This is a genomic window from Enterobacter sp. TMH.L2, assembly GCF_050847315.1.
Taxonomy (GTDB): Bacteria; Pseudomonadota; Gammaproteobacteria; order Enterobacterales; family Enterobacteriaceae; genus Cedecea.
On the sequence record NZ_CP193791.1, the window covers coordinates 3,374,376 to 3,386,759 of the forward strand.

General features: G+C 53.9%; 11 protein-coding genes. All 11 read right to left on the minus strand.

Annotation, left to right across the window (positions count from 1 at the left end; all coding sequences use genetic code 11):
* Positions 1-13: 13 nt before the first annotated feature.
* Positions 14-700 carry a Tol-Pal system protein TolQ gene (gene tolQ, locus ACREYP_RS16270; protein WP_008456164.1) on the minus strand — a complete coding sequence of 229 codons (687 nt, stop codon included), beginning with the start codon at positions 698-700 and terminating at the stop codon, positions 14-16.
* Positions 697-1,101 (minus strand): tol-pal system-associated acyl-CoA thioesterase, encoded by a 405-nt coding sequence (gene ybgC, locus ACREYP_RS16275; RefSeq protein ID WP_008456156.1) that lies wholly within the window; start codon positions 1,099-1,101, stop codon positions 697-699. Before ybgC ends, tolQ begins: the two co-directional genes overlap by 4 nt.
* Before the next feature lie 148 nt (positions 1,102-1,249).
* On the minus strand, positions 1,250-1,543 hold the full coding sequence (gene ybgE / locus ACREYP_RS16280) for a cyd operon protein YbgE (RefSeq protein ID WP_008456154.1): 294 nt from the start codon (positions 1,541-1,543) through the stop codon (positions 1,250-1,252).
* Complete coding sequence (gene cydX, locus ACREYP_RS16285; RefSeq protein ID WP_008456153.1) at positions 1,543-1,656, minus strand: cytochrome bd-I oxidase subunit CydX; 114 nt, start codon at positions 1,654-1,656, stop codon at positions 1,543-1,545. Before cydX ends, ybgE begins: the two co-directional genes overlap by 1 nt.
* A 13-nt stretch (positions 1,657-1,669) precedes the next feature.
* Complete coding sequence (cydB, locus tag ACREYP_RS16290) at positions 1,670-2,809, minus strand: cytochrome d ubiquinol oxidase subunit II (protein WP_008456151.1); 1,140 nt, start codon at positions 2,807-2,809, stop codon at positions 1,670-1,672.
* Between the two features lie 15 nt (positions 2,810-2,824).
* Positions 2,825-4,393 (minus strand): cytochrome ubiquinol oxidase subunit I, encoded by a 1,569-nt coding sequence (gene cydA, locus ACREYP_RS16295; RefSeq protein ID WP_039291231.1) that lies wholly within the window; start codon positions 4,391-4,393, stop codon positions 2,825-2,827.
* 820 nt (positions 4,394-5,213) lie between these two features.
* A complete protein-coding gene (sucD, locus tag ACREYP_RS16300) occupies positions 5,214-6,086 on the minus strand; it encodes a succinate--CoA ligase subunit alpha (protein ID WP_008456147.1) in 873 nt (290 codons plus the stop codon).
* Complete coding sequence (sucC, locus tag ACREYP_RS16305; protein ID WP_008456146.1) at positions 6,086-7,252, minus strand: ADP-forming succinate--CoA ligase subunit beta; 1,167 nt, start codon at positions 7,250-7,252, stop codon at positions 6,086-6,088. The genes sucD and sucC overlap by 1 nt, the downstream gene beginning before the upstream one ends.
* Before the next feature lie 98 nt (positions 7,253-7,350).
* Positions 7,351-8,577, minus strand: a complete 1,227-nt coding sequence (gene odhB, locus ACREYP_RS16310; protein ID WP_008456145.1) for a 2-oxoglutarate dehydrogenase complex dihydrolipoyllysine-residue succinyltransferase — start codon at positions 8,575-8,577, stop codon at positions 7,351-7,353.
* Positions 8,578-8,592: 15 nt separating this feature from the next.
* Complete coding sequence (sucA, locus tag ACREYP_RS16315; RefSeq protein ID WP_166875785.1) at positions 8,593-11,400, minus strand: 2-oxoglutarate dehydrogenase E1 component; 2,808 nt, start codon at positions 11,398-11,400, stop codon at positions 8,593-8,595.
* A gap of 262 nt (positions 11,401-11,662) precedes the next feature.
* Entirely contained in the window at positions 11,663-12,379 is a 717-nt protein-coding gene (locus ACREYP_RS16320) for a succinate dehydrogenase iron-sulfur subunit (RefSeq protein WP_498880989.1), read from the minus strand.
* Positions 12,380-12,384: the final 5 nt, after the last annotated feature.

The window sequence follows — 12,384 nt, forward strand, 5'->3', positions numbered from 1 at the left end:
GACTTACCCCTTGTTACTGCTTTTCGCTGCTGGTAAAAGCCTGACGGTGCAGGATAGCCGTGAACTCTTCCATGAAGTTGTCGTAATTCAATTCCAGTTTGTTCACGCGTTGGTTAAGGCGGTTGTACGCCATAACGGCCGGAATAGCAGCAAACAGACCAATCGCAGTCGCGATCAGCGCTTCGGCAATCCCTGGCGCAACCATCTGCAGCGTCGCCTGCTTCACCGCGCCCAGGGCGATAAACGCATGCATGATCCCCCACACCGTACCAAACAGGCCGATATACGGGCTGATGGAACCAACGGTGCCGAGGAAAGGAATATGGGTTTCCAGCGTTTCCAGCTCGCGGCTCATCGAGATACGCATCGCACGAGATGCCCCCTCAACCACAGCTTCTGGCGCATGGGTATTGGCGCGATGCAGTCGCGCGAACTCTTTAAAACCGGAATAGAAGATCTGCTCAGAACCGCTCAAGCTGTCGCGGCGGCCCTGGCTCTCCTGATACAGGCGAGACAGTTCGATACCGGACCAGAACTTGTCTTCAAACGCCTCAGCTTCACGGCTGGCGGCATTAAGGATACGCGTTCGCTGAATGATGATTGCCCATGATGCGATGGAAAAACCAATCAAAATCAACATGATAAATTTGACCAGAAGGCTTGCCTTCAGGAACAAATCAAGGATATTCATGTCAGTCACTGCTTGAACTCCGCGACAATAGACTTGGGAAGCGCACGAGGCTTCATAAGGTGTGGATCAACGCAAACAATCAGCACTTCAGCTTGGTTAAGCAACTGATTTTCAGCGTTGACTATTCGCTGCGTAAACACCATAGAAGTGCCGCGCATCGATGTAATTTCACTTTGGATTTCGAGTAAATCGTCGAGTCGGGCAGGCGCAAGATAATCAACCGTCATCCTGCGTACGACAAAGGCGACACGCTCCGCCAACAAGGAATGCTGATTAAAGTTGTGCTGGCGCAGCATCTCTGTGCGTGCTCTTTCATAAAAAGCAACATAACTGGCATGGTAAACCATACCACCGGCGTCTGTGTCTTCGTAGTAAACACGGACCGGCCATCGAAACAGCGTTGTACTCACTTTACATCCCGGTAATGCAATTAAACGCTGCTTACTATACGCAAGAGAATGAGGGTTTGGAATGGATTGTTTTAAACGTTAAGTAAATTTTTATGGGCTTGTTAAAGCCCATAATTTCTGCTTCAGGCGGGGGAATGTACGCAGTCATTCAGAAGAAGAAAAACAGCAGGCCAGCGATGAGCACTAAATCGGCAACCAGCGGGCAGAAAATGCCCTGCCAGAGCACTTTGGTTGGGCGGAAACCCACGCCGTGAATGATCCCAGCACAAACGCCCCACATCAGCAGGAAGCCATGCCAAATCTCCAGCTCACTCGTTTTGGCGGCAAAACGAGACGGGTCCCAAAAAATACACCCAGCCAGCACCAGCGCCATCACTAAGGAAAGAGCCCGCAAGGGGCTCTTGTCCATTACCGCGTACAGTTTCGCGATAACGTATTCCATCAGTGCTCTTCTTTTCCGGCTTTGCTCGCCTCAACGTGCTCGAGAGCCAGCGCGGTAATAATCCCGAATGCACACGCCAGAAGCGTGCCCAGAATCCATGCAAAGTACCACATAATCAGCTCCTTATTAGTACAGAGAGGTGGAGTTGCTTTCGATGTGCTCTTTCGTGATACGACCGAACATTTTCCAGTAACACCAGGTGGTGTAGAGAAGAATGATTGGCACGAACACGATGGCAACATAGGTCATCACATTCAGCGTCAGCTGGCTGGATGTCGCATCCCACATGGTCAGGCTAGCGTTCATCATGGTGCTGGAAGGCATCACGAACGGGAACATCGCGATACCGGCCGTCAGGATCACACAGGCCAACGTCAGCGAAGAGAAGATAAACGCCAGAGCGCCTTTCTCCAGACGAGACATGAGGATGGTCAGCAGCGGCAGCACAACACCCAGAGCAGGAATCAACCACAGCGCTGGCGTATTGTTGAAGTTCACCAGCCAGGCACCCGCCTGACGCGCGACTTCTTTGGTCAGCGGGTTAGATGCAGCATGATGATCCAGAGCAGAAGTCACCACATAGCCATCAATGCCGTAGATCACCCAGACACCGGCCAGCGCGAAGCAAACCATCATCACCAGCGCAGCAATCTGAGCCGCCGCTTTAGCACGCAGATGTAACTCACCTACGGTACGCATCTGCAGATAGGTTGCGCCCTGGGCCACGATCATCGACACGCTAACAACGCCTGCCAACAGGCCAAACGGATTTAGCAGTTGGAAGAAGTTACCGGTGTAGTAAAGGCGCAGGTAGTCATCAACGTGGAACGGAACGCCCTGCAGCAGGTTGCCGAAAGCGACACCTATCACCAGCGGTGGTACGAAGCTACCAATGAAAATGCCCCAGTCCCACATGTTGCGCCAGCGGGTATCTTCGATCTTCGAGCGGTAGTCGAACCCTACCGGACGGAAGAACAAAGAAGCCAGCACCAGAATCATCGCGACATAGAAGCCGGAGAAGGCAGCGGCATAAACCATTGGCCAGGCAGCAAACAAAGCCCCGCCCGCGGTGATCAGCCAAACCTGGTTCCCGTCCCAGTGCGGCGCGATGGAGTTAACCATGATGCGGCGTTCAACGTCAGTACGGCCAATCACGCGCGACAGCATGCCCACGCCCATATCGAAGCCGTCGGTGACGGCAAAGCCAATCAGCAGAACGCCGACCAGCAGCCACCAGATAAAACGCAATACTTCATAATCGATCATTTGACGACTCCTGTCTTAGCGTGCCGGCTGAGAAGCCACGTTGGACTGCTCAAAGTGATAGCGCCCTGTTTTCAGACTGCTCGGCCCAAGGCGAGCAAATTTGAACATCAGGAACAGTTCCGCCACCATAAACAGCGTGTAAAGGCCGCAAATCAGTATCATGGAGAACAGCAGGTCGCCCACGCTCAATGACGAGTTTGCCACTGCCGTCGGCAGAACCTCACCCACCGCCCAAGGCTGACGCCCGTATTCCGCGACAAACCAGCCGGATTCGATAGCGATCCAAGGCAGTGGAATACCGTACAGCGCGGCACGCAGCAGCCATTTTTTCGAACCAATGGCGTTACGGGTCACGGTCCAGAAGGACACAGCGATAATGAACAGCATCAGGAAGCCACAGGCCACCATAATACGGAACGCGAAGTACAGCGGTGCTACGCGAGGAATAGAGTCTTTGGTTGCTTTCTGAATCTGCTCTTCGGTCGCGTCAGTGACGTTTTCCGTGTAGCGCTTCAGCAACAGACCATAGCCCAGGTCTTTTTTCACGTGGTTGAAGCTATCACGCACGCTTTGATCGGTTGAACCACTGCGCAGTTGCTCCAGCAGGCTGTAAGCCTTCATCCCGTTACGGATACGCTCTTCGTGCTGCACCATCAGCTCTTTCAGGCCCGTAACCGGCTTATCTACCGAGCGGGTAGCGATGATGCCCAGCGCGTAAGGAATTTGAATGGCGAAGCGGTTTTCTTGTTTATCCTGGTCAGGAATACCAAACAGGGTAAACGCCGCCGGCGCTGGCTGAGTTTCCCATTCGGCTTCAATCGCGGCCAGTTTGGTTTTCTGCACGTCACCCATTTCGTAGCCAGACTCATCGCCCAGTACGATAACGGAGAGAATAGCGGCCATACCGAAGCTCGCGGCAATCGCGAAGGAACGCTTCGCAAAAGCGACGTCGCGGCCTTTCAGCAGGTAGTAGGAGCTGATACCGAGCACGAACATCGCGCCACAAACATAGCCGGACGCTACGGTGTGTACGAATTTAACCTGCGCAACCGGGTTCAGGACCAGCTCGGCAAAGCTGACCATTTCCATACGCATGGTTTCGAAGTTGAAATCGGAAGCGATAGGGTTTTGCATCCAGCCGTTAGCGACCAGAATCCACAGCGCGGAGAGGTTGGAGCCCAATGCCACCAGCCAGGTGACGGCCATATGTTGAACTTTGCCGAGGCGATCCCAGCCAAAGAAGAACAGACCAACAAAGGTAGATTCGAGGAAGAATGCCATCAGGCCTTCGATCGCCAGCGGCGCACCGAAGATATCCCCTACATAGTGAGAATAGTAAGACCAGTTAGTCCCAAACTGGAACTCCATGGTCAAACCGGTTGCCACCCCCAGCGCAAAGTTGATTGCAAACAACTTGCCCCAGAATTTGGTCATATCTTTATAAATCTGCTTACCTGACAGCACATAGACCGTTTCCATGATGGCCAGCAAGAACGCCATACCTAGCGTCAGCGGCACAAACAGGAAGTGGTACATCGCGGTCAAGGCAAACTGTAAGCGCGACAGTTCGACAATATCAAACATCTTGACTCCTTGCTCTTCGCATGAAGACTTCGACTGTGGTTCACCGGGTGGTTCACCACAAGCATGCCCTAATACAAATACATTCGCTTCCAGTCCCCTTTTTCTCGCCCACTTTATTCAAATGTGAAATCAAAAGGTGAAAGGTTACAAACACGTTAATTAAATCAAAAATAACCCGTAATTATATTACCCTGCAATTCCCTTACAATAAACAGGTCTTTGCTTAATGTTTTTTACGTTTTACGACGGCGATCAATTTATAGCTAAAACACCGTTATTCAGCCAGTTTGATCTGCAGCAATTTTGCCCCTTTATACCCCACAACGCCAGCTTTAAACATTGATCCAAAACAATTTACATTGGCAATGTTAATTATTTTTCAATAGAGAATTAATCGTGAATTTGTTGTTAATGATATGTTCCAACGCTTCGTTTGAGGTTAATTTAATGACGCTTATTCTCAACATAAAGCCGATATTTAAAGCTGAAGCTTAAATTTCCCCCATGCACGCCAGGTCATCTTTACACTATTTATCGGGCATCTTTTTCCGTAGTTTTGGCTCCCTCCTTTTAATATTCACAAATAATTCACTTTTGACATAAATTAAATTAACAAATCATTATTTTTTATAAGGTTACATCGAGAAAATATTGCAGAGAGAAATTATTCAGGAAAAGAATAAGTGCGTGGGCATGCGCGATACAACGTAAGAAGAGGCAGGGTTATCAAAGCCGAAACATAAAAAAAGGCCACCCAGGGTGGCCAACCATGTCGAACACTTATTATTACTGTTTCCCCCGCTTGCGCGGGGGCATCTGCTTACTGCGGCAGAATAGCTTTCAGCGCATCGCCAATGTCGGCGAGGCTGCGAACGGTTTTCACGCCAGCGGCTTCCAGAGCAGCGAATTTCTCATCCGCCGTCCCCTTCCCGCCCGCGATGATGGCGCCCGCGTGGCCCATACGCTTGCCTTTAGGCGCGGTAACGCCGGCAATGTAGCCCACAACAGGTTTGGTCACGTGCTCTTTGATATAGGCCGCAGCTTCTTCTTCTGCGCTCCCGCCGATTTCACCGATCATCACAATGGCTTCGGTTTTCGGGTCTGCCTGGAACATCTTCAGGATATCAATGAAGTTGGAGCCAGGAATCGGGTCACCGCCGATACCAACGCAGGTTGACTGGCCGAGGCCGATGTCAGTTGTCTGCTTAACGGCTTCATAGGTCAGCGTCCCGGAACGGGAAACGATGCCTACTTTGCCCGGCAGATGAATGTGGCCCGGCATGATGCCGATTTTGCATTCGCCTGGGGTGATAACGCCCGGGCAGTTTGGCCCGATCATGCGCACGCCAGCTTCATCCAGCGCCACTTTCACGGTCAGCATATCCAGCGTAGGGATACCTTCAGTGATGGTGATAATCAGCTTAATACCCGCATCAATCGCTTCCAGGATGGAGTCTTTGCAGAACGGAGCTGGAACGTAAATCACGGAAGCAGTCGCGCCGGTAGCTTCAACGGCTTCACGCACGGTATTGAATACCGGCAGACCCAGATGTTCAGTACCGCCTTTGCCTGGCGTCACGCCGCCAACCATTTGCGTACCGTAGGCAATCGCCTGTTCGGAGTGGAAAGTCCCCTGGCTGCCGGTAAAGCCCTGGCAAATTACCTTGGTGTTTTTATCGATCAAAATGGACATTATTTCCCCTCCACGGCAGCAACAACCTGCTGTGCTGCGTCCGTCAGACTTTTCGCTGCAATGATGTTCAGGCCGCTATCTGCCAGTTTTTTCGCGCCCAGTTCGGCGTTGTTACCTTCCAGACGCACCACCACCGGCACGTTAACGCCCACTTCAGCTACCGCACCAATGATACCGTCGGCAATCAGGTCGCAGCGGACAATACCGCCGAAGATGTTCACCAGAACGGCTTTGACTTTGTCGTCGGACAGGATGATTTTGAACGCTTCGGTAACGCGCTCTTTGGTCGCACCGCCGCCCACGTCGAGGAAGTTAGCCGGCTCGCCGCCGTGCAGCTTAACGATGTCCATGGTGCCCATTGCCAGGCCCGCACCGTTAACCATACAGCCGATATTGCCGTCCAGCGCCACGTAGTTCAGTTCCCACTGTGCAGCCTGAGCTTCACGCGGGTCTTCCTGAGACTGGTCGCGCATTTCACGCAGATCCGGCTGGCGGAAAAGCGCGTTACCGTCAGCGCCCAGTTTGCCGTCGAGGCAGATCAGGTCGCCCTGCTTAGTGATCACCAGCGGGTTGATTTCGATCAGCGCCAGGTCGCGCTCGAGGAAGATAGTCGCCAGCCCCATAAAGATCTTGGTGAACTGCTGAACCTGTTTACCTTCCAGACCCAGTTTGAACGCCAGCTCACGACCCTGGTAAGGCATTGGGCCCGCCAGCGGATCCAGCGCAACTTTGTGGATCAGGTGCGGCGTTTCTTCCGCTACTTTTTCGATTTCCACGCCGCCTTCGGTGGAGGCCATGAAGACCACGCGGCGAGAGCTACGGTCAACTACCGCGCCCAGATACAGCTCTTTGTCGATGTCGGTTGCAGCTTCAACCAGAATCTGGTGTACAGGCTGGCCAGTAGCGTCCGTTTGGTAAGTCACCAGACGTTTGCCCAGCCAGTGCTCGGCAAAAGCACGAATGTCTTCTTTGCTGTTAACCACTTTCACACCGCCCGCTTTACCGCGGCCACCGGCATGAACCTGACATTTCACCACCCAAGGACCCGCGCCAATTTTAGAGGCGGCTTCTTCCGCTTCACGCGGTGTGGTGCAGGCGTAACCGACGGGTGCCGGCAAACCATACCGAGCAAACAACTGTTTCGCCTGATATTCGTGTAAGTTCATGAGTTCTATCCATCCAGATAAAGAGCATTAATGCTCGGGGTAAGGTTAGATTTGGTTGTAGGGGCGGGTGTCATAGCACCCGCCAGAGTCTTGTTCGACTACACGTCCAGCAGCAGACGAGTTGGATCTTCCAGCAGCTCTTTAATGGCTACCAGATAACCCACGGACTCGCGGCCATCGATCAGACGGTGATCGTAAGAGAGCGCCAGGTACATCATCGGCAGGATCTCAACTTTACCGTCCACCGCCATTGGGCGGTCTTTGATGGCGTGCATACCCAGGATCGCGCTCTGCGGTGGGTTGATGATTGGCGTAGACATCAGGGAGCCGAAGACGCCACCGTTGGTGATGGTGAAGTTACCGCCGGTCAGCTCTTCCACGGTCAGTTTGCCGTCACGGCCTTTCACCGCCAGCTCTTTGATGCGTTTTTCAATGTCGGCCATGCCCAAGGTATCAACGTCTTTCAGCACTGGGGTCACCAGGCCACGCGGGGTAGAAACCGCGATGCTGACATCGAAGTAGTTGTGGTAAACCACGTCTTCGCCGTCGATGGAAGCATTCACTTCCGGATAGCGTTTCAGCGCTTCAACAACCGCTTTAATGTAGAAGGACATGAAGCCCAGACGCACGCCGTGGCGTTTTTCAAACGCTTCACCGTACTGCTTACGCAGTTCCATGATTGGCTTCATGTTCACTTCGTTGAACGTAGTGAGCATGGCGGTAGAGTTTTTCGCTTCCAGCAGACGTTCGGCCACGCGCTTGCGCAGACGGGTCATCGGCACGCGTTTTTCGCTGCGGCCAGCCAGTGGCGCAACCGGCGCCTGAGTGGCTTCGGCGGCTTTCGCCTGCGCAGGTTGTTTCGCTTTCGCTTCGCTCAGGTGTTTTTCAACATCTTCACGAGTGAGACGGCCACCTACGCCGCTGCCTTTAATAGCGCTGGCGTCGAGGTCGTTCTCTGCGATCAGGCGGCGGATAGCCGGGCTGAGGGCATCATTGCTCTGCTCTTCCAGAGAAGCCTGCTGGCGCTGAGCCGGAGTAGACTCTTTGCTGTCAGCTTTTGCGGAGGTTTCTTTCCCGCCGCTGTTGCCTTCACGCAGACGGCCCAGAATCTGACGAGAGGTCACGGTCGTGCCTTCGTCTTCCAGTACCGCATCCAGAACGCCGTCCGCAGACGCGGGGACTTCCAGTACCACTTTGTCAGTTTCGATTTCAACCAGTACTTCGTCACGTTTGACGCTGTCGCCCGGTTTTTTATGCCAGGTTGCCACTGTCGCGTCGGCTACGGACTCAGGCAGGTCAGGAACTAGAATATCTACGCTACTCATTATTTATCCTTTAATTTATTCGACGTTCAGCGCGTCATTAACCAGATCTTGCTGTTGCTTCTGGTGAACGGACATATACCCTACCGCCGGAGAGGCGGAGGCCGGGCGACCTGCATAACGCAGAGCGGACCCAAACGGAATCACTTCGCGGAAGTGGTGCTGGCTGCAGTACCAGGCGCCCTGGTTCAGCGGCTCTTCCTGGCACCAGACGAAGTCGTGTACGTGTGCGAACGGCTTCAGCGCTTCCTGTACCGCCTGGTGCGGGAACGGATAGAGCTGTTCGATACGGACAATCGCCACATCCTTCTGCTCATTCTTACGGCGCTGCTCAAGCAGGTCGTAGTACACCTTACCGGAACACAGAACAACGCGCTTCACGCCTTTCGGATCCAGTTCGTCAATCTCACCAATTGCCGGCTGGAACGTGCCGTTGGCCAGTTCGTCGAGGCTGGATACCGCCAGCGGATGGCGCAGCAGAGATTTCGGTGACATAACGACCAGTGGACGGCGCATCCCGCGCAGCGCCTGACGACGCAGCATGTGGTAAACCTGAGCCGGAGTCGACGGCACGCAAACCTGCATGTTCTGCTCGGCGCACAGCTGGAGGTAACGCTCCAGACGCGCGGAGGAGTGCTCTGGGCCCTGGCCTTCATAGCCGTGTGGCAGCAGCATGACCAGGCCACACATACGGCCCCATTTCTGCTCGCCGGAGCTGATGAACTGGTCAATCACAACCTGTGCCCCGTTGGCGAAGTCGCCGAACTGCGCTTCCCAAATGGTCAGGGTGCGAGGTTCTGCCGTGGCATAGCCGTACTCAAAGGCCAGAACCGCTTCTTCAGACAACACGGAATCCCAGACTTTGAAGATGCCCTGGCTGTTGTGGACGTGCGCCAGCGGCGTATAGGTAGAGCCGTTGGTTTGGTTGTGGATCACGGCGTGGCGGTGGAAGAAGGTCCCACGGCCAGCATCTTCACCGGACAGACGAACGGACACGCCTTCATCTACCAGCGTTGCATAAGCCAGGTTTTCCGCTGCACCCCAGTCGAACAGTTTGTTGCCGTTCGCCATGTCCTGACGGTCGCTGTAGATTTTCGCCACGCGGGACTGCATTTCTACAGCTTCCGGCACGGTGCTGATGCGCTTAGCCAGTTCCTGAACGCGCTTCATCTCAACCTTGTTCGGGTAGCTTTCGTCCCACTCGTGGTTGAGGTACGGCGACCAGGTAAAGGAGTGCATGTTCATCGGACGCCACTCTTGCACGACACATTCGCCGGCATCCAGCGCATCGCGGTACAGATTCACCATTTCGGTGGCATCTTCCAGCGTGGCCAGTTTGTCCTGCTCCAGCTTGTCAGCATAGATCTTACGCGGGGTCGGATGTTTTTTGATTTTCTGGTACATCACCGGCTGCGTTGCGCTTGGCTCGTCAGCTTCGTTATGGCCGTGGCGGCGGTAGCAAACCAGGTCGATAAACACATCACGCTTGAAGGTATTACGGAAGTCCAGCGCCAGACGGGTAACGAAAGCTACGGCTTCCGGATCATCCGCATTAACGTGGAAAATCGGCGCCATGACCATCTTACCGATGTCGGTACAGTATGGCGTGGAGCGCGCATCCAGCGGGTTAGAGGTGGTGAAACCAATCTGGTTGTTGATCACGATACGCACGGTACCGCCCACTTCGTAACCACGCGCTTTGGACATGTTCAGGGTTTCCTGAACCACGCCCTGCCCGGCTACCGCGGCATCACCATGAATGGTGATCGGCAGTACCTGGTTGCTGCCTGGCTTATCCAGACGATCCAGACGCGCACGCACGGAACCGATAACCACCGGGCTAACGATTTCCAGGTGAGACGGGTTAAACGCCAGCGCCAGGTGAACCAGGCCGCCTTCGGTTTCAACATCGGAAGAGAAGCCCATGTGGTACTTCACGTCGCCGGTGCCGAGATGTTCTTTATGTTTGCCCGCAAATTCGTCAAACAGATCCTGCGGTTTTTTACCCAGCACGTTGATCAGCACGTTAAGACGACCGCGGTGCGCCATACCCAGCACCACTTCGCGCGTGCCGCTCTTACCGGCGTGGCGAATCATCTCTTTGAGCATCGGTACCAGCGCGTCGCCGCCTTCCAGCGAGAAGCGTTTCGCCCCAGGGAATTTAGCCCCCAGATAGCGCTCCAGCCCTTCCGCCGCAGTCAGCTCGCTCAGGAAACGTTTTTTCTCTTCCTGAGTAAAGCTTGAACGCCCGGCTACCGATTCGATGCGCTGCTGGATCCAGCGTTTTTCTTCGGTATTGGTGATGTGCATGTATTCCGCACCGATCGACCCACCGTAGGTTTGCTTCAGCGCAGCGATCAGGTCGGCAAGCTTCATGGTCTCTTTGCCGATGGCAAACGATCCCACGTTGAAACTCTGCTGCAAATCTTCTTCGGTCAGGTTATGGAACGCCGGATCCAGATCGGCAACCGTTTCCTGCTGCCAAAGCCCGAGCGGATCGAGATTAGCAGCCTGATGGCCGCGGAAACGCCAGGCGTTGATCAGCTGCAACACTTTTACCTGTTTGGCATCGGTGTCAGGATCGGTGACTGCGGTGGAGTAACGTGAGGCATCCTTCGCCAGACGACGGAAATAATCACGCGTTTTTGAATGGAATTGATCCGGTCTGGCTCCGGTGCCAGGTAACTGCTGGAACATCGTGCGCCAGTGCGCATCAACAGAGTCAGGATCGGTTAAGAAGTCTTCATAGAGCTGCTCTATGTAGGACTGGTTTGCGCCCGCCAGCCAGGAAGAGTCCAGCCAGGGCTTCATCGCGCCGTTCTGCATCGTGATCCCTTAAGCATTTTATGCTTATTTCGCCGTGGATAACTATAACGCACACCGTAGGGTATACAGGTATACGTTCCAGGGTTCACTTTCTTCGAGCCTGTTGCCGTGGAGGGCGGCCCGCGAAGGAACCTTTAGAAACTGTCTTAAGGGTTTCCCCTCACCCCTTCCCCTTATATAGAGAGGGAAGATCGTCGGCAGTTTTTAAAGATTTCCTGCAATTTGCACCCTCTCCCCTGCAAGGAGAGGGTACTTTTCTGACTTAAGCGCTTTTTTGCAACAGCATCGACTTAATATGGCCGATAGCTTTCGTCGGGTTCAGCCCCTTAGGACAAACGCTGACGCAGTTCATAATGCTGTGGCAGCGGAATACGCTGAAAGCATCGCTCAGGCCGTCCAGACGCGCGTCCGTTTCGGTGTCGCGGCTGTCGATCAGGAAGCGATACGCAGCCAGCAAACCGGCCGGGCCGATAAACTTGTCCGGGTTCCACCAGAACGACGGACAAGAAGTCGAGCAGCAAGCGCAAAGAATGCACTCGTACAAACCATCCAGCTTTTCACGCTGTTCAGGCGACTGCAAATGCTCGCGAGCGGGTGGATTTTGCCCATTATTCAACAAGTAAGGCTTAATCTTCTCATATTGAGCATAGAATTGCCCCATGTCTACCACCAGATCGCGGATCACCGGCAGGCCAGGCAGAGGACGGATGACTATCTTCTGCTTACCGTTGCCGAGCGCTGAGATTGGCGTGATACAGGCCAGCCCGTTTTTGCCGTTCATGTTCAGGCCGTCGGAGCCACAAACGCCTTCACGGCAAGAGCGACGGAATGACAGACTAGGATCTTTTTCTTTCAGCTGCATTAAAGCGTCAAGCAGCATCATGTCGCGACCCTCTTCCGCTTCCAGGGTGTAATCCTGCATGCGCGGAGCTTCGTCTACATCCGGGTTATAACGATAAACTGAGAATTCGAGTTTCATTGTCC

Coding starts and splice junctions, on each gene's coding strand:
- odhB (WP_008456145.1), bottom strand. CDS start 8,577: ATGAGTAGCGTAGATATTCTAGTTCCTGACCTGCCTGAGTCCGTAGCC.
- sucA (WP_166875785.1), bottom strand. CDS start 11,400: ATGCAGAACGGCGCGATGAAGCCCTGGCTGGACTCTTCCTGGCTGGCG.
- cydA (WP_039291231.1), bottom strand. CDS start 4,393: ATGTTTGATATTGTCGAACTGTCGCGCTTACAGTTTGCCTTGACCGCG.
- cydX (WP_008456153.1), bottom strand. CDS start 1,656: ATGTGGTACTTTGCATGGATTCTGGGCACGCTTCTGGCGTGTGCATTC.
- ACREYP_RS16320 (WP_498880989.1), bottom strand. CDS start 12,379: ATGAAACTCGAATTCTCAGTTTATCGTTATAACCCGGATGTAGACGAA.
- ybgE (WP_008456154.1), bottom strand. CDS start 1,543: ATGGAATACGTTATCGCGAAACTGTACGCGGTAATGGACAAGAGCCCC.
- sucD (WP_008456147.1), bottom strand. CDS start 6,086: ATGTCCATTTTGATCGATAAAAACACCAAGGTAATTTGCCAGGGCTTT.
- cydB (WP_008456151.1), bottom strand. CDS start 2,809: ATGATCGATTATGAAGTATTGCGTTTTATCTGGTGGCTGCTGGTCGGC.
- sucC (WP_008456146.1), bottom strand. CDS start 7,252: ATGAACTTACACGAATATCAGGCGAAACAGTTGTTTGCTCGGTATGGT.